Below are 21134 nucleotides of genomic sequence, written 5' to 3'. Positions count from 1 at the left end.
ATACTATTGAATGGAGACGTGAATCCAGCCTTTTCCTTTCCATGTGTAAATCTGAACCCATTCGCCGCCGTCGAACCCATTCACGACTTCGCCTGTGGTGTCGACAATTTGGGTGCCCAACGCTCCGATCGGCTTGCCATTAGGGGCGTCATAGAACCATGTGCGCTCCAGAAGCTTCAGCAGCATCGTAGGCGCTTGAACCTCGTCGCCGGGTTTAACAAGTGGTTCGTCGAACATTTTGTCTGTCGTAGACGTGGATGCTTCCGTTGTTGTACCCTCCGCAGTTTGGCCGGTTACACCCTCGCTTTCTTCGGAAGCGGTTTGTGAGCCCGGAGCCGTTTCGACGGTGCCTTGGATCGTTTCCACGACAGGGGCATTCACCTCAATCGCAGGGGAAGTCGTTGCTTCGGAACTTGTCGGAGTCGTTGTGCCGGTAACCGCTTCCTCGGCACCCGCAGCGGCAGCCATGGAACCCATCAGCGTCAGGGCAGCAGCGAAACTTACGATTTTTTTCATTTGTTACTCCTCCTCGGTTAGATATGTAGTATGTTGTCTGTGATAAAAGTAACCAAGCAAGGTCACCTGTGAATCACAATTTTAGCAATACTTTCTTTTATTCTCTAGAGTCATTTTGGTCAAATTTGGGTAGAAGTGGGTCCGAATCTTTATCGTACCAGAGAGGCATAAAACCGGGATGGCTATGACAAAAAGGTCCTATTTGCAAATGGGGTCAGCGGCAGCGGAATAGAGCGAAAAGGAGGGAAATACATATGAAGCAGCACAGCAAAAGCCTGCCGCTTTTCCAAGCATGGCAGGCCTTGTGCGTACAATGAACAGCGAGTGAAACGGGTATTCCGTTTAGCTTCGTCGCATGCCGCTTCGTCCCGTAATCAGGGAAATGATGAACAACACCACGAAAACGAAGAACAGGACCTTGGCAATGGAAGCTGCAGCTTCAACGATGCCGAAGAAACCGAAAATGCCTGCAATCAGAGCAATAATCAGAAAAACGACCGACCATTTCAGCATAAGTCATCATCCTTTCATTTTGGAATGGGAAGGGCCGTTTAGTCTCTCCCCGCCCTTGTGTAGTTGTCTTTAACCGGGCCCGGAGCGCTTGAATCACACGACGCGAGCAGCGGCAGGTGTGATACGAAACGGCCGTATGCCATTGTTTCGCCGCAGAAACGGCCGGGTAACTAAAGCATTAACAAATCGATATGCAATTAGGAAAGAGAGGTTGGATTATGATCTACCAAATTAGCGTGGCGATCATTGCCGTGGCATTTGCTGTGCTTGTGTTTTTTCTGATTCGTACATTGAAGTCCGCTCAGGCTTCGCTTGACAATGTCTCGCAAACGCTGCAAGAGGTACGAACAACGATTGATGAGTTGAGCTACGAGGTAAAACAAACGGTAAGGCATGCCAATGACATCACTGCGGACGTACAGCACAAAATGAAGCAGATCGATCCGGTCATGGAGTCGGTGCAAAACCTGGGAGACGTATTGAATGAAGTCAGTGCTGCGGCAAAGCAGGTGTCGACCACGATGATTTCGCGGTTTCAAACCAAGCGCGCAGAGAAGGAACGGGAACAAAAGTCCGTCGTGCATCCCGCCCAGCAGCCATCAACGCCTGTCGACCGGACGGTGAACAGTTATGATGCTACATATAACCAAGGGGCAAAGGGCGGTAAGGAGTGGCTCAAATACGTCGACCTTGCAGCAAGCATATGGCAGCGCATAAGAAAATAAATTTTTGATTTCGGGTAACTCGTCAGGACGGTGAACCAGCGAAACCGATGGAGGGTGAGAATAATGATGAAACTGATGCTTCTGATGTTTGGCGTGATTTCTCCCTTTTCCGTTCAGGTGGCAGCTCTTCCGGTTGCCCCCGAAACGTCATGGACGGCAGTGGAGCCGCAGGTGACAGAGGTTGTTACCGTTGCGGATGAAAGGTCCGGGCAGTTCGGGTCGTTCAGGACGTTGAACGGCATCTCGCTGGATCACGGACTGGCCGACGTCATGGCCCGAAAGGGACAACCGCTGAAACGCTTGGACGATCCTTATCTGGGTTGCCCGGAATTTGATTTTGAGGATGCCCGCATCGGGGTGTGCCAGGACGAGGATGTCATTCAATACATCCATGTCGAAGGCCGCATGAAGCGCTTCATGCTAAATCAACAATGGATTGACATGGATATCGACTCCATTCGGAATGCTCTGGGGCAGCCCTATTCCAAGGCGCAGGACGGCGAGGTGTTTGTGCGGGGAGACCGGGCGTTAAAAGTGTATATGGCTCCCGGAACAGAACGCATCCTGGGCATTGATTTATTTGATGAATCCGTTACCTGATTTTTTTGGAATCGAATGATATGTTTCAATACAAGATGGCATGTTTATATACTATATATGTTGAACTAGACATTTACACGTTAACGGAGAGGGCAGAAAGAATCTGGAGAAGCAAAGCGTTCGCATTTATCACCGGATGTTCCCCTTAAATAAGGGGATTCAAAAAATCTGGGGATAACAGCGATTGGAAGATGGTTCTGACCACGTAGTAACTCCGTGTAAAAATCATTGGTTCAACTTAGAGGCCGAAAATGAAGATGTTCAGAGGAGAGTGGAAACGATGAATTCAACCAACGCAAAAGCATATGCCAAAGTGGTGGAAAACGGAGTTCAAGCGGTAGAAGCAGTGAAAGAACTGCAGCGCGCCGGCTACCTTGCTGATCAAATCTTCGTTCTCGCCCATGAAGAGGACCGCACGGACCGCATTGCCGATACGGCGGACGCCAAAGAAATCGGCATGAAGCAAGAAGGTCTGTTTGACTCCATTGCCAATCTGTTCAGATCCCGGGGCGATGAACTGCGAGCGAAAATCGAGTCGATGGGCTTCACCCAAGCAGAGGCCGACTTCTACGAGAGCGAGCTGGACAAAGGCAAGGTGCTCGTCATCGCTAAAAAGGAAGAGTAGGATCGCTCTGCCGCATCGATACGTAAACATAAGTTTGTTAGCGGTATTGCAGCGGACTTTATCAAAAACATAGCTAAGGAATGGGGGTATCCTCATTCCTTAGCTATGTTTTTGCGAGTATATGGGTTGCGGCCCATGATAGCGCAAAATATCATTAATAGAGAGAGAAGAGCTGCTCCATAGAAGCACTCTTTTGACTGGAAAATGTTGATTGGCAACGTTTCACTCCATGCACTTTCCTTCATTTTGGCTTATGGTTATAGTAGGAAATGTTATGTTGACCATCCCGAAAAATGTGGAATCATGCATGTTTTGGACCTTTGCATAACCTGATTCGAAACGACAAATACGGAACGCCACAGATAAGGAGATCCTAATGAGCATACTTATTGTTGACGACAATCCGACAAATATCATCATCATTCGAGAGATTTTGAAAAAAGAGAATTATCGTGACGTCGTTGCCGCAAGTTCCGCCATGGAAATGTTCGACGTGCTGGGAATTGGCGAAGAGAGAGGCGAGATTCGTTCCAAACCATCGGATATCGACCTGATTTTGCTGGATATGATGATGCCCGAGATCGATGGCATCGAGGCATGCCGGATCATGCAAAAATACGATAATCTGAAAGATATTCCGATTATTATGGTCACCGCGATCGGCGATTCCAAAAAGCTGGCCGAAGCGCTTGACGCCGGGGCGTCCGACTATGTAACCAAGCCTATTAACAAAGTCGAATTGATGGCCCGCATCCGGCTTGCGCTGCGGTTGAAGCAGGAGAAGGACTGGCACAAGGAGCGCGATCAGCGAATTCAGGATGAGCTGAAGCTGGCAGCGATGGTCCAGAATGCTGTTTTGAGCCCTGCCATCGAAGATCCTTTATTTCACGTCAATGCGATCTACAAACCTTCGTTCGAGCTGGCGGGAGATTTGTACTCCTGGTACCCGTTGGGAGAAGGACGTTACGGCGTGCTGCTTCTGGACATGATGGGGCACGGCATCTCATCGTCCCTGTTTACGATGTTTATCGCATCCGTGTTAAAAGATACCGTAACCACGTATGTGGATCCGGAAAAAGTCATTCAAGAGCTGAACCGAAGATTCAATCAACTGCATTTGGAAAAACAGCTTGTGCAGTACTATTTTACCGCGATCTATCTGGTCGTAGATACGCGGATGAAGCGGATCGATTACGTGAATGCAGGGCATCCGCCGGCGCTTTTTTTCCAGGAAGACGGGACTGTGGATACGTTCGACAGCGTGTGCTGCCCTGTGGGCTTGTTCGACAAGATGGAAATTGACCCGCAGACGGTCCATTACGAGGGGGAAGGGCATATCGCTTTATATACGGACGGGCTGCTGGAGACGGTACAGGGAGACCAGGACACACAGCTTGAGTTTCTCAAAACCCGCCTAAAGGGTGCGCACCAATGGGATGAGCCGGCAATGCAATCCTTGTTTTTCGAAACCGAAGCTCCGCCCGAGCGGGACGACGACAAATGCCTGGTATGGATCACATTGAAAAATAAAGGAGCGGAGACAGAATGAAAATCAGGAACAAATTGCTGATCGGATTCACCGCTCTGATGGCCATATTGATCGTGTTGACGTTTGTCAGTTATGAACGGCTGCACAACAGCAACCAGCAGTTGGACCAGATGTACCAAGAGCGTTATCTGAAAGTAAGGTATTCGACCGGGATAAGAGGCGAAGTGAACGAAGTGGCCAAAGTGCTGGCGAATTTGCTGCTCAACCCTAGCAATTCGGTTAGTACGGCCAACAATCAGCTGGGTGGAATGGTGGAGGACGCCGAACGGTTTCTTGCGCAAGTGCGTGAACGGGCAGGCAGTGCGTATGAGCACCAACTGGTCGACCGGGTGGAGGAGGCTTGGAACGCGTTCGAGAAGTACGCCGAAAGGCAGATCAACCTGTTGTCCCAAGGACGCGTGGAGGAAGCGAACCAATATCGCAATACGACCGGGCTGCAGGTCCAGCAAGAAGCAATGGACAGCATGAATGCCCTCTCCCGGTACCAGGATCAGGAGATTGATACGCAAATTACGCAGGCCAATGAACAGTATACCCGCGCGGTCCAGATCACGTCGGGGATTACGATTGCCGGTTTGCTGCTGGCTCTGGGAGTTATCCTTTGGGTGCTGCCCAGCATAACCAAAGGCCTCAATACCGTTAATATGATGATCGCCAGTTTGGGCAAGGGGCATTACCGGACGGTCCGGCGCATTCGGGTGAAATCCAGCGACGAGATCGGCCAGGTCGCCGAAGTGCTCAAGGCCGTATCGGGCGATCTGGAAGAGAAGCTGGAAGTGGAGAAAGCCTATTTACAGGCCCAGAAGGATTTGAACTGGACGAACTCAAACATCGCGAGGGTTCCCGAGCTGCTGCGCGGCATCGGATCCATCCGCCAGATCTCGCAGATGTTTATCAGCGAATTCGCCCCGGTTCTCGGTGCCCAGGCAGGTGCCGTTTATTTGATAGACGAGGAGAAACATCCCGACGAAATCCGGCGTTACGGAGTCTATGCGCTTGAAGAAACGAGCGAAGCAGGCAAAAAAGCGTACCGGATCGGCGAAGGGCTCATTGGTCAGGTAGCTTTGGACGAACGGCCGATCCAGCTTGAAGAAGCCCCGGGGGATTACGTGCGCATCACGTCGGCGACCGGCCATTCCCAGGCAACAAGCATCATGATCCATCCCATCGTGTTTGAGGATGAATTGATCGGGGTGGTGGAACTGGCTTCCTTTAACGGTTTTAGCGACCTTCAAAAAAATCTGTTCACGCAGCTCGTTTCCAATCTGGGAGTTATCCTGAATAACGTTCGCAGACGGCTGCGGGTCGAAGAACTGCTGCGCGAGTCCCAGGCGTTGACCGAGGAACTGCAGGTGCAATCCGAGGAATTGCAGACCCAGCAAGAGGAATTGCGCCGATCGAACGAAAACCTGGAGGAACAGGCGGCCGCGCTGAAACGTTCGGAGGAGCTGCTGCAGCGGCAGCAGGAAGAGCTGGAACACTTTAATACCGAACTGATTGCCAAGACGCGCGCGCTGGAAGAGCAGGTTCGGGAAGTCGAAGAGAAGAACGACGAGATCGAACAGACCAAGGTGCAGCTGGAGCAGCAAGCGATGCAATTGTCGATGACAAGCAAGTACAAATCCGAGTTTTTGGCAAACATGTCGCACGAGCTTCGCACCCCGTTAAACAGTTTGCTCATCTTGTCGCAGTTGTTGTCCGAGAACAAGGACGGCAATCTGACCGAAAAGCAGCGGGAATATGCACATACGATATACATGTCCGGTGCGGACTTGCTCAAGATGATCGATGAAATACTGGATCTGTCCAAAGTGGATGCCGGCAAAATGGATATCAACTACGAGACCGTCCACATGGAGGATTTGGCCCTGTTCACCAAACAAAATTTCGGGCCGGTCGCGAGCAAAAAGGAACTCGGATTGAACGTCGAATTCGACGCCAATCTGCCGGATTGGATTTATACGGACGGCCATCGCGTGAAACAAATTTTGCGGAATCTGCTGTCGAATGCCTTCAAGTTCACCAATCGCGGCCAAGTCAGTCTGATCGCCAAAAAACTGAAAGCCGGAGAAATTCCGGAATATTTGAACGCGAACCAAGATTACGTCAGCTTCACCGTGCAGGATACAGGGATCGGCATCGCGCCGGACAAGACCGATCTGATCTTCGAGGCTTTCCAGCAAGTGGACGGCACTACAAGCCGCAAATACGGCGGCACGGGACTGGGGTTATCCATCAGCCGGGAACTGGCGCGTTTGCTGGGCGGAGCCATCAAGGTGGAATCTGCGGAAGGCGTGGGCAGCGCCTTTACGCTGTATCTTCCCGACAACAACGCAGAGTCGATTGATCATCGGGCATTGGCTGAGGCAGCGCCTTCCGCCGAGAGTGCGTTACAGGAGGCGGGGGAAAGCGAAACAAGGCTTTTCGAGAACCGGACCTCCGCGATGAACAACGTGGACAACCGCCTGATGGGGACACAAGGAAGCCCTGTCATCAGCAGGAACGTTCCACACCCGCCAGCCGAGGCGGCCATCGACGATGATCAACAGCATATCACGGCAGGCGACAAGGTATTGCTGATCATCGAGGATGATGTGAAATTTGCTCATATTTTGATGGAGATGGCGAGAGGACGCGGATTCAAGGCGATCGTCGCGCTGCAGGGGGACAAAGGGCTCGAAATGGCCCGTCACTATTTGCCGGACGCCATCATTCTGGACATTCAATTGCCGATTATGGACGGCTGGTCCATTCTGGGAGAGCTGAAAAGCAATTCCGCAACAAGACATATTCCGGTACATGTCATTTCCGTCATCGATGATGTCAAACAAGGTTTAATGATGGGAGCCATTGCTTACCTGCGAAAACCTTCGAGCAAGGAAGCGCTGGATAAAGCTTTTTCCCATATTGAATCCTATACGGAACAACAATTGAAACGATTGCTGATCGTTGAGGACGACGAGGTGCAGCGGAAGTCAATCATCGAGCTGATCGGTCATGACGATGTAGCGATCACGGCCGTTTCCACCGGGCAGGATGCGTTGAATGAACTCCATGGTCAACGGTACGACTGCATGGTGCTTGATTTGATGCTGACCGACATGACCGGCTTTGAGCTGCTGGATCGAATTCGGGACGATGAAGGTCTGAATGACCTGCCGATCATTATTTATACGGGAAAAGATCTGGATACCAAAGAAGAGACGAGACTTCGCAAATACGCCGAATCGATTATTATCAAGGACGTGAAATCGCCGGAACGGCTGTTGGATGAGACAACGCTGTTCTTGCATCGGGTCGAGGCCAATCTGCCGGAAGACAAACGCAAGATTCTGCAGAAGCTGCATAACAAGGAGACATTGTTCGAAGGCAAAAAAATATTGCTGGTCGATGACGATATCCGCAATGTGTTCGCGCTTTCCAGCGTTCTCGAAGGCTATCGGATGGAGGTCATTTTCGCCGAAAACGGACGGGAGGCCTTGGACATTCTGGAAGCCAATCCAGACATCGACCTGGTCCTGATGGACATGATGATGCCGGAAATGGACGGCTATGAAGCGATGACGCGAATCCGCCAGATGCCGAGATTCGAGAAGCTGCCGATCATTGCCCTTACGGCCAAAGCCATGAAGGACGACCGCGGCAAATGCATCGAGGCAGGGGCTTCCGATTATGTGAAAAAACCGATCCAGACCGATCAATTATTGTCATTAATGCGGGTATGGTTGTATTCGTAGGCCTCAGGACGGGGTAATGAAGAAACAACAGTACCATGACGTGCAACCATAAACATAGAAGTGGAGAAAAATTATGACATCGTGGGAATCAAGGGAGAAGGAAACGGGCCCTTCAAATATGCCTCAGGAAGAAGAGCGGGAACTGATCGAAATCCAGCTGCTGCTGGAAGGGATGCACCGATTGTACGGATACGATTTCAGAAATTACGCGCTGCCATCCCTCAAACGAAGAATATGGCATTATGCCCATGCCGAGGGCGTCGGAACGATATCGGGGTTGCAGGAACGCATTCTCCATGACCGTTCCTCGTTCGATCGGTTCGTCCATACCCTGTCCATTCCTGTAACCGAAATGTTTCGAGACCCGTCATTGTTCCGGCTGTTCCGCGAACAGATCATTCCCGTGCTGCGCACGTATCCATATATCCGGATATGGCATGCGGGGTGTTCGACGGGAGAAGAAGTATATTCCATGGCCATCATGCTGCATGAGGAAGGGCTGTACGACAAGGCCAGAATTTATGCTACGGACATGAACGACCGCTCCTTGCAGCAGGCTAAGGAAGGAGTATACGGGATTGAAAAAATGAAGCTGTATACGACGAATTATTTGGAGGCCGGCGGGACAGGGGTTTTCTCCGAGTATTATACGGCCAAATACAATTCGGTCATGTTCCACCCGTTCTTGCGGAAAAACATCATATTCGCCGAACACAACTTGGCGACGGACCGCTCGTTTAACGAGTTTAACGTCATTTTTTGCCGGAACGTCATGATCTACTTCAACGATGAATTGCGGAATCGCGTGCACGGGTTGTTTCACGAAAGCCTGAGCCATTTCGGCATTCTTGTTTTGGGTTCCAAGGAGTCCGTGCATTTCACGGAATTCAGCGAGGCCTACGAGCCGTTGGACCGAACAGAAAAAATATATCGGAAGATAAAATAGGGGGTTAGGTTTTGACGATGGGGCTCAAAGAACCAATCCATATCTTATTGGTAGATGACCGCCCCGAGAATTTGCTCGCGCTGGAGGCGGTTCTGGAGTCGGAGCGGTATAGCCTGGTTAAGGCAACTTCCGGAGAAGAAGCCCTTCGCTGCTTGCTAAAGGACGAATTCGCGGTCATCGTGCTCGATGTGCAGATGCCTGGGATGGACGGGATCGAGACGGCCCGGCTGATTAAAGCCAGGGATAAATCCAAGGATGTGCCGATTATTTTCATTTCCGCCAACAGCAGGGAAGCCGAGCATCTGTTTGCAGGGTACTCTGCCGGAGCGATCGATTACATGGTGAAGCCGTTCATCCCGCAAATTTTGAAGTCCAAAATTGACGGATTCGTAGAAATGTTCATTTCGAACAAAAGGTTGAAAACACAGACGATGCTGCTGCACCAGAAAACGATGGAACTCGAACAAATGAACCAAGAGCTGGTTCGCGCCAAAGAGGAGGCTGAAATCGCCGCGAAAGCCAAAACGGAATTCCTCGCGATGATGAGCCATGAAATTCGCACCCCCATGAACGGAGTCATTGGCATGGTGGATCTGTTGATGGAAACCGAGTTGAAGGAAGATCAGAAGGAATATGCGGGGATTATACGGCGCAGCGCCGACACCCTCGTCACCGTCATCAATGACATTCTTGATTTTACGAAAATGGATTCCGGCAAAATGGAGCTGGAGGAGCACCCGTTCGAGCTGCTTTCCTGCGTGCGCGAAGTGTTTGAATTTTTCACTGCGGAAGCCGGCAAAAAAAATCTGGAGCTGGATTACTTCATAGACGACGCCGTACCCAAACTGATTCAAGGCGATATGGCCCGGCTTCGCCAGGTGTTGATGAATCTCATCGCCAATGCGGTCAAATTCACCGATCAAGGCGGCATTTACCTCATCGTGTCAGTCAATGAAGAGTCAGACCAAGGGATTACGCTGGAGTTTGCGGTGAAGGATACCGGAATCGGCATAGCACCGAATAAGGCCGAGCTGCTCTTCCAACCTTTTTCGCAGCTGGATACGTCTATGACGCGCAAATATGGGGGGACGGGACTTGGCCTTGCCATTTGCAAAACGCTGGTAGAAATGATGGGCGGCAGCATCCGCTATCTGGACACGGCCGAGAAACGGGGAGCTACGTTCGTATTCACGATTAGCGCGCGTCGTTATGAAGAAGACGAATCGTTCGTGGCAGGCGGCGAAGACAGGATGGAAGATGTACGAAAGGATGAGATGCATCCCGCTGTGCTCATCGTCGACGACCATCCGATCAATTTGAAGTTGATGTCCGTTATGCTCAGTAAAATAGGCCTGCGATCCGAAGTGGCCGAGAATGGGCAAAAGGCGCTGGACATGATTCAGGCTTCTCCCCGATACGACTACGTATTCATGGATCTGCAGATGCCTGTTATGGACGGGCTGGAATGCACCCGAAGGATCCGGGAAACGGTGCCACGGGATAAACAGCCGATCATCATTGCCATGACGGCCAACGTGATGGAAGGAGTTCAGCAGCGCTGTTTCAATGCCGGCATGGACGATTATATCAGCAAGCCTGTCAAACTGGGGAGCGTGAGAACGAAGCTGTCCCGATTTCAGGAACAACGTTTGAAGATCGAAACAGCCGCATCGGCGATGAACCAAGCGAATTGAATTGTTTTCCATTGGACAGGTTGTTTCATCCGGCCGCAATTCGGTTATTAGGTAAGGAAACCATTAATCAGGAGAGAGATGTCTAATGAATACAAATAAAAACGAGAAATTTAATGCAAGAACCGAGATACAGGATGGCGTATGCACCGTTTATTTGACGGGTGAACTGGATTTGTCGGTTGCTCCTGAATTTCGCCTGGTGATGGAACCGCTGGTCGTGAACCAGGATCAGGACTTGATCATCAACATGAAAGATTTGAACTACATCGACAGTACGGGGATCGGTATCCTGTTATCGGTATTGAAGGCACGGCACGGCAAAGGTTGTTTCGAGGTACGGGACGTTCCGACGCAGATTCAGAAGCTGTTCGATATGACGGGCATTGCCAAGTTCTTTGTTTCCCAGAAGAATCTCCAATAGGAAAGGATCGAAAAAGGAATGAATGCAGAAGTTCAGAGAATTACTTTAAATTTGCCTGCGACGGCTGAGTATGTTGATATCGTAAGGTTGAATCTTTATGGCGTGGCGTCCAAAATGGGTTTCTCTTACGAGGATATTGAAGATATGAAGGTAGCCGTATCCGAGGCGTGCAACAATTCCGTATTGTATGCCTACGCGCATGAGGGCGGCATGGTCGAAGTTGTGTTTGAAGTGGATCAGGAAAAGCTGGCCATCACGGTCAAAGACGAAGGAGAAAGCTTTACTCACGTAAACCCGGCTGTTTCGCGCGCAGGCCTTCACAACACGCATCTGGAGGATGCTCAGGTAGGGGGCCTCGGCTTTTATTTGATGCAGGCCCTAATGGATGACGTAAGCGTGGAAAGCGAAGCGGGGAAAGGCACCAAGGTCATCCTTGTCAAACGCCTTGCAAGAAGTGAGGAGAAAGTATGAGCGAAAAAGTGACTCCTCCAGAGTCCATGTCTGAATCCGTCGGTTTGATCTGGGAATATCAGCAGACCAAGGATAACGAGATCGCAACCGTCCTTGTCCGCAAATACGAACCGATGGTCAAAATGGCGGCCGGAAAAATCGCGCGAAACCGCCCTGATCTGTATGAGGATCTGTATCAGACGGGACAAATGGCTTTAATTCGGTTGCTGCAGCAATACGATATCAATTTGGGCGTGCCTTTCGAACCGTATGCCATGAAGAGCATGATCGGGCACATGAAAAACTATTTGCGGGACAAGTCGTGGTACATCCAGGTTCCAAGGCGGATTAAGGAGAAAGGTGCCTTGGTCCAACATGCGATCGATGAGTTGACCGTCAAGATGGAGCGATCGCCAAGCGTGGAGGAAATTGCGGAGTATCTCGATTTGTCTCCCGAGGAAACCATCGAAGTGTTGGCAGGCCGGGAATGTTACCACTATGTATCTCTCGATTCCCCGTTGTCCCAAGACGAGAGCGCGGCAACGTTGGGCGAACTGATCAGCACGGATGCCAATGACTTCGATTCCGTGGAGAAACGCATGGACCTGCAGCAGGCACTGGGACAACTGAAAGAGCAGGAGCAGAAAGTATTGATATTGGCATTCCAGGATGGACAGTCGCAGCGGGCCATTGCGCAGAAGCTGGGTGTATCCCAGATGAGCGTCTCTCGGATCCAGAAGAGGGCGACCGAAAAATTAAAACAAATCATGTCCAACACACCGCTGTGACCAGAGCGTTTGCACAGTTGGCGAGATGGAGGCTATAAAAAAGGACACGTCATTCCGCATCATGGAAGCGTGTCCTTTTTGGAGCTGCAAACCGATGAACGAACAGGAATGCGATACGGGAGTGATTGTATGAGCAAAGAGAAGGCAAAGCCGGAATTCAGGCGGGACAGGCAATTTTTTTCGAACAACTGGGAGTGGTGGGATTGGGTTGCTACAGACGAGGACGGCTTGCGGGATGCATTGGACGATCTCATTGAAATATATCCCGAGATGCAGCACTGGCTGCGCAAAATTCCCGAAGTAAAATCCAACTATTTGTCCGTCCGTTTCATGAATGGAACAGTACCGGTCATTTTCGGATCGTTGTTGTATGCGGTCAAGAATGAGAGAGCCAGCGAGCGTCAGGAGTACCAAATGTATTTTTATATGGATCGGGGCAGGCTGTTTACGCTCAATTTGGACGATAACACCAGGGGAATCATGTGCACCGGCGAACGTGCAGCGATGCTGCAGCAAGCCAAGGATGCACGGGAAGGCATGTTCATTTTGTTCAGGGCGATCCTGCATTATTACCATGTCGGGATGGATCAATTCGAAATGAACCTGCGCGGGTTGGAACGCAAAATGGAATCGCGCAACAACCGAACTTTAATGGACCAGATCCTTGCTGCCCGTTTTGAGCTGCTATATTGGAGCAACCATTTTATCCCTTTTGCGGAGTTGATCGCTGCATCCAGGGAGGCCTTTCTGGAGGAACTGGAAGAGAGTCGATTCTTTCGCCAATTGGCATACCGGGTCGAACGAATGGATGGCCTGTTCAAGCATTACGAAAAGGAGATAGACACCTTGATTTCCATCGACAATGCGGCTTCAGGCATACGTGGAAATGAAATTATGAAAACGCTGACGATCGTGACTTCGGTTTGCACGCCGGCAACCGTAGCGGGAGCTGTGTGGGGCATGAACTTTGAAAATTTGCCTTTCATCGATAAAACTTGGGGAGTCGTTCTGATCATTGCGCTCATTTTGGCCAGCATGGCAGGGATGTACGGATGGATGATGATGAGAGGATGGACGGGAGATTTGCTGAAAGGGGAATCCTCCCGGCCCACGGCGGAGGATACCGATAAACGCCGTTAAGGTCGGGAGGAGCAGGAGGTTTGCAATTACTTTTTGTAATCGTCGATGTAACTGAGCAGATCGGCAATGTATTGCCCGATAATCGGCATGTTCACAAACTGGCTCAGGATCAAGCCAAGCAGACCCAGAAACACAAACGTGCCGAGCGTAAGCCCGAGCCCCCGGGATAAACCGGCGGTAAAATTGGTGATGATGCGTTTTTTCGGATTGGAGTAGTTTTCAATGATATCTTTGATCTGGGACTTTTCGAGACTGTCCGCAATTTGGTCCAGCCGTGTGTTCAGCTTCTTGACTTCATGTCTCAGCTCAAAGGGGTGATCTGCCGTGTCATACAGCCGTGGCGCGTTGCCTGGCTCCTGATGGCGAGGAGCCTTTCCGTTAATCGTAACTTTGTTCATCGCTAATCCTCCTCATCCTACAACGAATCGTTTCTTCGCATTCCGCAACGAAAATAAGCCAGCTGGAGTCCAGCTGGCTGAGGTAGCTTTCGTTCCAGGATTATTACATGCTGGTCGAATTAAGCTCCTTGCGCGTATCTTCCTTCGCATCCTCCGCAGCGGCTGCCACCTGGCTGGTAGCTTTGGTTGCTTCCTCGGCAACGTCGGCAGAAGCCTTGCGAACGGAGTCCATGACCTCGTCGCGTCCTTGGCTGACCGTTTTGGCCAAGTCCGACGTTTTGGAAGAAACGGTTTTGGCCAGCTCGGTTGCCTTGTCGCTGACAACCGCGGCAACTTCCTTCGTACGGTCGGTCACGATGCCGACTTTTTCACTGAGTTCGCCGCGCAGCTCGCGTCCTGGTTTTGGCGCGAACAGGAGCGCAGCCGCCGCGCCCAACAGGCCCCCGATGAACAAACCTTTGGCAAAGGTCGAACCGCTCTGTACAGGATATTGTTCTTCAGCTTTATTCATGTCAATCACTCCTTCTTCGAAATTGAACGATAACGTTAAAGGGACGAACCAATCTTGTCTGACATTGCAACGAATCGTCTATCAACGTTGGCTTACTCGTATATAAACACGGGGAAGGCGGGATGAAACAGCCGGAGGGAGTCTCCTTTACCTGAAATAGGCTTCCTCCGCGAAATGGATTAGGACAGTGACCGCTTGATCCCTTGCGTCATGCACAACATCCATGCCAGTCCGGCAGCATAACCGGCCATGATGTCTGTCGGAAAATGAACACCCAGCATAATCCGGCTACATCCAAGCAATGCAATGAAGGTCGTTCCGCAGGCGATGGGCAGGAGGATGCTTTTGGACTGCCTCTGGCGTTCAATGGCCCAGATGATGAACAGCATGCCGTAAAATCCCATGGCGATCATGGCATGTCCGCTCGGAAAGCTGAATCCGGTTACGGTCGACAGATGTTCAAGCTCCGGCCTGTCTTTCCGAAATATGGACTTGAGCCCCGTATTTAAAATCCACATCATCGCAAAGCTGCCTAACACCGCATATCCATAAATGAGGAACCGGGCTGTGCGTTTTCCAAAGAACAGCAGAAATAACACGATTGCGATCACGGTCGTGATCTTGAATGAACCAAGGGAACTGATCAACGAAATCGTTGGAAGCAGCCGCAGGCGGGATTCCGAATGCAAGTACAAAAGCTGCTGGATGCGATTGTCCCAGCTCATAATGGTTTCGGTTCCCAACAAGGCTCCGATCGCGGCGATCAAGATGACGGACAGCGAGCTGGCAGCAATGGCGTAAACGCCCCATAGAAGCAGCGGAAACGAAGAGCCTGACGGAAATGCATACATTTTGCGGAGCATGGTGACGCCTCCTTTGATGTCGAATGGAGAAATGTTACCCGGCACCGGGGTGCGGTATCGCAAAAAAACTGTAAAAACGGCGCATTTGTACTATACTATCTAAAGATATCCCATGCGGCGTTTAGACGCAAAGCAGAGATGAAACGAAAGCATAAAGGAGAGACTCGCATGGAGAGTGCTTTGTTGATTAAAGAATATCGGGCCGGCGTCATGGAATGCGCCCATTATGGACACATAAGCATCACGGATGAGAATGGCCGGGTCGTTTACTCGGCGGGCGATCCTCATTTCAGAGCATTTACCCGTTCGTCGGCGAAGCCGTTTCAGGCGATTCCGGGAATCCGGGCGGGAATGGCCGAACACTATGGGCTGACTGCCCGCGAGATCGCCATCATGGCATCTTCCCATCGCTCAGAGCCTGAACACATCCAGGTGTTGGGGCAATTGTCGCACAAAATCGGTCTGGGCGAGGAATGCCTGATTTGCGCCCCAAGCTATCCATTGAATGAAGAGAGCCGGAATCAATGGTTGCGGAATCAGGGAGAAAAACGGCGGATTTTGCATAATTGCTCAGGCAAGCATTTGGGAATTCTGGGGTACAGCCAGATGAAACAAGTGGATCTGGGCACCTATGCCGAGCCCGAACATCCTGTGCAGCGCGAAATTTTGCAGACGCTGTCCGAGTTGGCCGGCATTGAACAGCATGACATCAAATTGGGGACGGATGGCTGCGGCTTTCCGGTATTTTCGCTGCCGCTGTCGGCACTCGGCCAAGCATACTTGAAGCTGGCCTGTCCCGACCTGATCAAGGATGAAGCGACCCGGCGCGCCGTGGAAACCATCACGTCGGCCATGCACCAGCATCCATTGATGGTGGGTGGAACCGATCGCGTGGATTCGGTACTGCTGGAAGACGAGAACATCGTAGCCAAGGGCGGATTCAAAGGCGTATTTGGCTTTGCGCTTAAGAAGGAGAGACTGGGCATCACGTTTAAGGTGCTGGACGGCTCCGAGGAAGAATGGGCATGGATTGTCCAGTCCATCCTGCGGCAAATCGGCTATGCCAACACAAAGCTGCTCGACCGTCTGTCAGAAGCATACCCATTAGACATCCGCAATGACGCCGGGACTATCGTTGGCAGAGCGGAAGCCGAGTTTGTGCTGACTGGCCTGAATAAGGCGGGAATCAAAAGCTGATTTGGCGGGTAGGATTGAAACACCGGACGAACGTCCAACGATTGCTGACTGTAGCAGCATGCTCCTGCTTTTGAGCACCCCGCTGCATGCCAAGAGGACCTGTTTGCCCGAAGGGGGCGAACAGGTCCTCATTTTGTGATCGTGTTAGAAAATGGTACGTTACGATCAGGCTTTGCGGAGTTTTCCGAGCTCGGACGCAACGGCCTCCACTTCGGAGATGCTCAAATGCTCCTTGCCCATGACCATTTCGTACAGGTCAAACAAATCCTCATACTTGTCCAGCGGGAAGGCAGAGGCCTGCATGGCAGCTCCGCTGGCCATCCGCAGTTTGTTTTTGATCGCTTCAATCATATATTCGATATTTTCTGCATTCGCTTGCGTCAGATCCATCGTTATTGTTCATCCCTTCCGTATCGAAAGCTCTTGTCATTGTATCATGACGTGCTGAAGGAGGCCAATGCTTTTGCGGCGAATCTGGGCTTCGGTTACAATGGATGGCAGAACAAACATCACGGAACATGCATGTGCAAAGGAGAGAAGCGTATTGCCTACGTATAAAAGGGAATGGATTCGCGGACAGGGCCGGAATCCCCGCAAGGGAGTGCCCGGGAACGAGCTGTTCTTCTTTTTCAGCGATATTTATAAGCAGCATCCACCGGATGAGGTCACTTTTGCGTGCATCGGAACCGATCGTTCCACAGGGGATGCTCTCGGGCCGTTGACCGGAACCTATCTCGCCGAACGCGGGATGGCTCATGTCGTGGGAACGTTGGAATCTCCTTGTGATGCCGATACGCTGGAAAAAAGACTGGCTCTGATTCCGGCCAATCATGCCATCGTTGCGATTGACGCCTGCTTGGGACCAAGAGAGGCGATAAATACCTATTTTCTTTCGGATCAACCGCTGCTTCCGGCCGAGTCGGTTGGCGGAAAGCTGCCACCGGTTGGGCAATACAGCATTGCGGCCGTCGTCAATGCGAATGGTCCCAGGCCCTATTCGATTCTGCAGATGACTTCGCTTCACCTGGTCATGGGCATGGCCCAAACGATTGCCGAAGCGGCAGCCGATGCTGCGAGACGGCGTTAGCTGTTTCATCCGTTCCTTCAGGGGGTTCATGATTAACAGCTTGAATGCATGGAAATGGGTTATAATGGATGTCATAAACGATACGCGCAGAAGGAGAGGAACGAACATTGGAACAAGTGATATGTCATGGGACAAAGATAAGTTATGCCGATCAGGGAGAAGGCGAGGCTCTTATTTTGCTGCACGGCTTCTGCGGCAGCTCATCCTATTGGGAAGAAGTGGTGCCCGAGCTGGCACGCCAATATCGTTGTATTGTACCCGATCTTCGTGGACATGGCGCAACCGATGCTCCCGAAGGGCCCTATACGATTGAACAAATGGGTAACGATGTACTTGGCCTGATGGACGAGCTGCATATTGAGAAAGCGGTCCTGCTGGGCCATTCCATGGGCGGTTATGTCACCTTGGCCATTGCCGAGCAGCATCCGGAGAGGCTGCAAGCCTTCGGGCTGGTTCATTCCACCGCATATCCGGACGGGGAAGAGGCCAAAGAGAAGCGGCTGCGCGCCGTCTCGACGATTCGGAACGACGGGATTGTAAGCTTCGTGGACGGGCTTGTTCCCGGTCTGTTTGCGCCAGAGCACGTCAAGTCGTTTGCGGAAAAAGTTCAGCGCGTTAAAGAAATCGGTTATCGAACCCCTCCCCAAGGCGCAGCCGGAGCCGCGATGGCGATGAGGGAGCGTCCGGACCGAAGGGATGTGCTGTCGGCTGCGTCGCTTCCGGTATTGCTGGTCGCCGGCGAGAAGGATGCCGTCGTTCCGCCCGAGCGGATGTTTACGAGCGATAAGCCGAATATCGTTCAGCACGTCATTGCCGAAGCCGGGCACATGAGCATGTACGAAGCCCCCGAATCATTGATTCAGGTCATTAAACAATTTATGTCAGGGCTTTCCCGATAAAATAGCAAGTATTTGCTTGGCTTAGCCCCCGCAGCCCCTTGAAGGGTTTGCGGGGGCTTTGGCTTTTTGGCAAATCATGAATTACAATAATGACCAAGGACCGATCCTGTCGGGTTCGGATTATGAACAAGGGATGGACGAGGGGGCTGCGCGATGTTCAGGAAAGACTATCTGCTCCGTATGATGGAGGAAATGACCGAGGCAATCGGCAAAGCATTTACGCTTAGACAACAGCGCAAACATACGGAGGCATTGACCGAACTGGATGAATTGCTGCGGAGGCAGTTTGGCATGAACTCTTCGCTGCTGAATTCCCTTCCGGTGGATGACGTGATCGAAATGTTCCGCTTTCGCGGTGTCATAGAAGTCGATAATTTGCAACAAGCGGCACGGCTGATCGAAGAAGAAGCCCATATTTTCGGGGAAAAGGCCAAAGTGGAGGGCATCGATGATCAGGAGCGGCGGGATGCGGAGGATGAAAAATGGATCCGTTTCATGAAAGTTCTCCATTTTTATCTGTATGCCTTGAATCATGGTGCGGACAAGAAGCTGCTGGACGCACCTGAACGGGTTGAGGCCATTCTGGAGCAAACGAAGGAATATGCACTTCCGCCAAAGACGGAAAAACAGCTGGCATTATATCGGGAACATCAGGGAAAGTTTGATCTGGCCGAGAACAGCTGGTATCGCATTCTTCGTTCCCAGGAACAACTGCCGCAGGATTATCGCGGCGACGTGATCGCATTTTATGAGCGCTTGATTCAGCTTGAGGATGAACAATTGGCGAACGGAGGTTTGCCGCGGGACGAAGTGGAAGAGGGACTCGCCGAGCTGCACAAGTAAGGAAGGTTATGCGGGAGAAATGAACGACTGCCCAAGTTGGATCAAGCGAGCTTGAAACGGGCCGACCCGAGCTATACAACCGTTCATGGCGCCCTGAGCATCCTTGATGAAACGGAATGCTTTGCCATGGCGGGCTGTTAGCGGTCTTCACTTGGAGAGGAAACGGAATTATGGTATGGTAACGGTTGACCAAACCAAACCGAAAGTGAGATGTACCCCGTGGATTCGTTGCGAAATCTAATACATGACATCTTTGAGCAGAATTCGCTGATCACGGCGACCTGGAGCCAGCTGCGCAGACGAGACAACGTGTCGTTTACCAAAGTGCAGGTCAAGCCGGTGTCGATTAAAAATCAGCTGCATTATCAATTCGCATTTCATCATAGCAATAAAGTGCTGCATGAAAATTTGACGCCGGACGAGGCGGAGGAACGCATGATTCAACTGTGCGAGGAGACGTTCCGCCAAGGGATGCTCTGCACGGTGGAGGCGGACTATCAGATTTTGATCAGCAAAAAATATAAGGTATCCATTTTGACCAAATCCCCGTCCAAAACGGCGGCGAACCTGTCGCATAACCGAAAGAAACAGTATGTGCTGGAGGAAGGCATTCCCGTTTCGTTCCTGGTGGAGCTTGGCATCATGAACGAAGAAGGGCGCGTGCTGGCCCGCAAGTACGACAAGTTCCGGCAGATCAACCGTTTTCTCGAAATGGTGCAGGACGTGATCCAGCATCTGCCGGAAGGACGGCCGCTGACGATCGTCGATTTCGGCTGCGGCAAGTCGTACCTGACCTTTGCGCTGTACCATTATCTGTCGATTCAGCAGCGCAGGTCGCTGCGCATCATCGGCCTCGACTTGAAAGCGGACGTGATCGAGCATTGCAATGATTTGGCCAAACGTCTGCATTACGGCGATTTGAAGTTTCTGGTGGGCGATATTGCCGACTATGACGAACTGCAGGAAGTCGATATGGTCGTCACGCTCCATGCCTGCGACACGGCTACGGATGCTGCGCTCGAAAAGGCGGTTCGCTGGGGCGCTTCAGTCATTCTGTCGGTGCCTTGCTGCCAGCATGAATTGTTTAACCAGATCGAAGCTCCCGTTATGGAGCCGCTGCTGTCGCATGGCATCCTGAAGGAACGTTTCTCGGCGCTGGCGACTGATGCCATTCGGGCCAAACTGCTCGACCTGCTTGGGTACAAAACGCAGCTGCTCGAATTCATCGATATGGAACATACGCCGAAAAACATCCTGATTCGCGCCGTCCGCGGACAAGCCGGCCAGACGGAGGCATTGTGGAGCGAGTATACGGCATTCCGCGATTTCATTCATGCAGACCCGTATTTGGAGCGTGCCTGCGCCGATTTGTTGCCCGGTGACGGTGGGAATAAACCGGAAAAGATTACGGAAGACGCGGAATCCGGCAAGCGCAAACCCGAGGCGGGAAGCTGCGACCACTGTTAGACCATCAAGGCATTCGGCCTATTGGAATCTCATTGGAATGAGCCGGGGCGAGGATGGAGAAGCGGTGAATCTTATCGGCCATCGTCTATCGCGGCGATGATGCGGGCATACTTGGGAAAAGGGTCCTGCATCGCGAAAAATGAGCATCGTTTGTTGGCCATCTGG

22 protein-coding genes are annotated in these 21134 nt (G+C 51.5%); 16 read left to right on the top strand and 6 right to left on the bottom strand.

What is annotated here, in order from left to right; translation table 11 throughout:
• Positions 1–3 precede the first annotated feature (3 nt).
• The gene (locus tag MKY59_RS26830; RefSeq protein ID WP_236420538.1) at positions 4–516 is read right to left on the bottom strand and encodes a hypothetical protein; all 513 of its coding nucleotides are present in this window, start codon (positions 514–516) and stop codon (positions 4–6) included.
• Between the two features lie 342 nt (positions 517–858).
• Positions 859–1029: a DUF1328 domain-containing protein gene (locus MKY59_RS26825; protein WP_236420539.1), complete on the bottom strand. Its 171-nt coding sequence runs from the start codon at positions 1027–1029 to the stop codon at positions 859–861.
• A gap of 218 nt (positions 1030–1247) precedes the next feature.
• On the opposite strand from MKY59_RS26825, the gene MKY59_RS26820 reads away from it, so the two are divergent.
• The 11 genes from MKY59_RS26820 (at position 1248) to MKY59_RS26770 (ending at position 13704) form a co-directional block, all read left to right on the top strand.
• Complete coding sequence (locus MKY59_RS26820; protein WP_339274662.1) at positions 1248–1754, top strand: DUF948 domain-containing protein; 507 nt, start codon at positions 1248–1250, stop codon at positions 1752–1754.
• A 63-nt stretch (positions 1755–1817) separates the two neighbouring features.
• Positions 1818–2354, top strand: a complete 537-nt coding sequence (locus tag MKY59_RS26815) for a hypothetical protein (protein ID WP_236420541.1) — start codon at positions 1818–1820, stop codon at positions 2352–2354.
• Between the two features lie 280 nt (positions 2355–2634).
• Positions 2635–2979 carry a general stress protein gene (locus MKY59_RS26810; RefSeq protein ID WP_236420542.1) on the top strand — a complete coding sequence of 115 codons (345 nt, stop codon included), beginning with the start codon at positions 2635–2637 and terminating at the stop codon, positions 2977–2979.
• A 376-nt stretch (positions 2980–3355) separates the two neighbouring features.
• Positions 3356–4528: a fused response regulator/phosphatase gene (locus MKY59_RS26805; RefSeq protein WP_339274659.1), complete on the top strand. Its 1173-nt coding sequence runs from the start codon at positions 3356–3358 to the stop codon at positions 4526–4528.
• A complete protein-coding gene (locus tag MKY59_RS26800) occupies positions 4525–8265 on the top strand; it encodes a response regulator (protein ID WP_339274657.1) in 3741 nt (1246 codons plus the stop codon). Before MKY59_RS26805 ends, MKY59_RS26800 begins: the two co-directional genes overlap by 4 nt.
• A 73-nt stretch (positions 8266–8338) precedes the next feature.
• Complete coding sequence (locus MKY59_RS26795; protein WP_236420545.1) at positions 8339–9211, top strand: protein-glutamate O-methyltransferase CheR; 873 nt, start codon at positions 8339–8341, stop codon at positions 9209–9211.
• A gap of 17 nt (positions 9212–9228) precedes the next feature.
• Positions 9229–10905, top strand: a complete 1677-nt coding sequence (locus tag MKY59_RS26790) for a response regulator (RefSeq protein WP_236420592.1) — start codon at positions 9229–9231, stop codon at positions 10903–10905.
• A gap of 85 nt (positions 10906–10990) precedes the next feature.
• Positions 10991–11326, top strand: a complete 336-nt coding sequence (locus MKY59_RS26785) for an STAS domain-containing protein (protein WP_236420546.1) — start codon at positions 10991–10993, stop codon at positions 11324–11326.
• A gap of 18 nt (positions 11327–11344) precedes the next feature.
• Complete coding sequence (gene rsbW / locus MKY59_RS26780; protein WP_236420547.1) at positions 11345–11797, top strand: anti-sigma B factor RsbW; 453 nt, start codon at positions 11345–11347, stop codon at positions 11795–11797.
• Positions 11794–12564 carry a sigma-70 family RNA polymerase sigma factor gene (locus MKY59_RS26775; protein ID WP_236420548.1) on the top strand — a complete coding sequence of 257 codons (771 nt, stop codon included), beginning with the start codon at positions 11794–11796 and terminating at the stop codon, positions 12562–12564. Before rsbW ends, MKY59_RS26775 begins: the two co-directional genes overlap by 4 nt.
• Positions 12565–12693: 129 nt before the next feature.
• Positions 12694–13704, top strand: coding sequence for a magnesium transporter CorA family protein (locus MKY59_RS26770; protein ID WP_339274653.1), 1011 nt, complete (start codon positions 12694–12696; stop codon positions 13702–13704).
• A 26-nt stretch (positions 13705–13730) separates the two neighbouring features.
• Here the strand turns inward: MKY59_RS26770 and MKY59_RS26765 are convergent, their stop codons facing one another.
• The 3 genes from MKY59_RS26765 to MKY59_RS26755 all read right to left on the bottom strand — a co-directional run bounded on the left by MKY59_RS26765 (position 13731) and on the right by MKY59_RS26755 (position 15476).
• Positions 13731–14102: a DUF5665 domain-containing protein gene (locus MKY59_RS26765; protein ID WP_236420550.1), complete on the bottom strand. Its 372-nt coding sequence runs from the start codon at positions 14100–14102 to the stop codon at positions 13731–13733.
• Positions 14103–14205: 103 nt separating this feature from the next.
• Positions 14206–14613: a YtxH domain-containing protein gene (locus tag MKY59_RS26760; protein ID WP_236420551.1), complete on the bottom strand. Its 408-nt coding sequence runs from the start codon at positions 14611–14613 to the stop codon at positions 14206–14208.
• Between the two features lie 179 nt (positions 14614–14792).
• Complete coding sequence (locus MKY59_RS26755) at positions 14793–15476, bottom strand: phosphatase PAP2 family protein (RefSeq protein ID WP_236420552.1); 684 nt, start codon at positions 15474–15476, stop codon at positions 14793–14795.
• Positions 15477–15644: 168 nt separating this feature from the next.
• Between MKY59_RS26755 and MKY59_RS26750 the strand changes: the two genes are divergently transcribed.
• Positions 15645–16673 (top strand): asparaginase, encoded by a 1029-nt coding sequence (locus MKY59_RS26750; protein ID WP_339274651.1) that lies wholly within the window; start codon positions 15645–15647, stop codon positions 16671–16673.
• Positions 16674–16838: 165 nt separating this feature from the next.
• Here the strand turns inward: MKY59_RS26750 and MKY59_RS26745 are convergent, their stop codons facing one another.
• Positions 16839–17063: a DUF1128 domain-containing protein gene (locus tag MKY59_RS26745; RefSeq protein WP_339274650.1), complete on the bottom strand. Its 225-nt coding sequence runs from the start codon at positions 17061–17063 to the stop codon at positions 16839–16841.
• A gap of 154 nt (positions 17064–17217) precedes the next feature.
• Here MKY59_RS26745 and yyaC point away from each other — a divergent pair, with 154 nt between their 5' ends.
• The 4 genes from yyaC (at position 17218) to MKY59_RS26725 (ending at position 20969) form a co-directional block, all read left to right on the top strand.
• Positions 17218–17760 carry a spore protease YyaC gene (gene yyaC / locus MKY59_RS26740; protein WP_339274649.1) on the top strand — a complete coding sequence of 181 codons (543 nt, stop codon included), beginning with the start codon at positions 17218–17220 and terminating at the stop codon, positions 17758–17760.
• A gap of 107 nt (positions 17761–17867) precedes the next feature.
• The gene (locus MKY59_RS26735) at positions 17868–18659 is read left to right on the top strand and encodes an alpha/beta hydrolase (RefSeq protein ID WP_236420556.1); all 792 of its coding nucleotides are present in this window, start codon (positions 17868–17870) and stop codon (positions 18657–18659) included.
• A 153-nt stretch (positions 18660–18812) separates the two neighbouring features.
• Entirely contained in the window at positions 18813–19502 is a 690-nt protein-coding gene (locus MKY59_RS26730) for a DUF6483 family protein (protein ID WP_339274647.1), read from the top strand.
• Between the two features lie 210 nt (positions 19503–19712).
• The gene (locus MKY59_RS26725) at positions 19713–20969 is read left to right on the top strand and encodes an SAM-dependent methyltransferase (protein ID WP_339274646.1); all 1257 of its coding nucleotides are present in this window, start codon (positions 19713–19715) and stop codon (positions 20967–20969) included.
• The last annotated feature ends 165 nt before the right edge of the window (positions 20970–21134 follow it).

The organism is Paenibacillus sp. FSL W8-0426 (genome assembly GCF_037969725.1).
GTDB lineage: Bacteria > Bacillota > Bacilli > Paenibacillales > Paenibacillaceae > Paenibacillus > Paenibacillus hubeiensis.
Note: the sequence above shows the minus strand (reverse complement) of the source record. Positions and strands in the feature narration are given on the sequence as shown.

Bases quoted from the DNA above. Each gene is read 5' to 3' on its own strand.
- MKY59_RS26830 (WP_236420538.1), bottom strand. From the start codon at position 516: ATGAAAAAAATCGTAAGTTTCGCTGCTGCCCTGACGCTGATGGGTTCC.
- MKY59_RS26825 (WP_236420539.1), bottom strand. From the start codon at position 1,029: ATGCTGAAATGGTCGGTCGTTTTTCTGATTATTGCTCTGATTGCAGGC.
- MKY59_RS26820 (WP_339274662.1), top strand. From the start codon at position 1,248: ATGATCTACCAAATTAGCGTGGCGATCATTGCCGTGGCATTTGCTGTG.
- MKY59_RS26815 (WP_236420541.1), top strand. From the start codon at position 1,818: ATGATGAAACTGATGCTTCTGATGTTTGGCGTGATTTCTCCCTTTTCC.
- MKY59_RS26810 (WP_236420542.1), top strand. From the start codon at position 2,635: ATGAATTCAACCAACGCAAAAGCATATGCCAAAGTGGTGGAAAACGGA.
- MKY59_RS26805 (WP_339274659.1), top strand. From the start codon at position 3,356: ATGAGCATACTTATTGTTGACGACAATCCGACAAATATCATCATCATT.
- MKY59_RS26800 (WP_339274657.1), top strand. From the start codon at position 4,525: ATGAAAATCAGGAACAAATTGCTGATCGGATTCACCGCTCTGATGGCC.
- MKY59_RS26795 (WP_236420545.1), top strand. From the start codon at position 8,339: ATGACATCGTGGGAATCAAGGGAGAAGGAAACGGGCCCTTCAAATATG.
- MKY59_RS26790 (WP_236420592.1), top strand. From the start codon at position 9,229: ATGGGGCTCAAAGAACCAATCCATATCTTATTGGTAGATGACCGCCCC.
- MKY59_RS26785 (WP_236420546.1), top strand. From the start codon at position 10,991: ATGAATACAAATAAAAACGAGAAATTTAATGCAAGAACCGAGATACAG.
- rsbW (WP_236420547.1), top strand. From the start codon at position 11,345: ATGAATGCAGAAGTTCAGAGAATTACTTTAAATTTGCCTGCGACGGCT.
- MKY59_RS26775 (WP_236420548.1), top strand. From the start codon at position 11,794: ATGAGCGAAAAAGTGACTCCTCCAGAGTCCATGTCTGAATCCGTCGGT.
- MKY59_RS26770 (WP_339274653.1), top strand. From the start codon at position 12,694: ATGAGCAAAGAGAAGGCAAAGCCGGAATTCAGGCGGGACAGGCAATTT.
- MKY59_RS26765 (WP_236420550.1), bottom strand. From the start codon at position 14,102: ATGAACAAAGTTACGATTAACGGAAAGGCTCCTCGCCATCAGGAGCCA.
- MKY59_RS26760 (WP_236420551.1), bottom strand. From the start codon at position 14,613: ATGAATAAAGCTGAAGAACAATATCCTGTACAGAGCGGTTCGACCTTT.
- MKY59_RS26755 (WP_236420552.1), bottom strand. From the start codon at position 15,476: ATGCTCCGCAAAATGTATGCATTTCCGTCAGGCTCTTCGTTTCCGCTG.
- MKY59_RS26750 (WP_339274651.1), top strand. From the start codon at position 15,645: ATGGAGAGTGCTTTGTTGATTAAAGAATATCGGGCCGGCGTCATGGAA.
- MKY59_RS26745 (WP_339274650.1), bottom strand. From the start codon at position 17,063: ATGGATCTGACGCAAGCGAATGCAGAAAATATCGAATATATGATTGAA.
- MKY59_RS26730 (WP_339274647.1), top strand. From the start codon at position 18,813: ATGTTCAGGAAAGACTATCTGCTCCGTATGATGGAGGAAATGACCGAG.
- MKY59_RS26725 (WP_339274646.1), top strand. From the start codon at position 19,713: ATGTACCCCGTGGATTCGTTGCGAAATCTAATACATGACATCTTTGAG.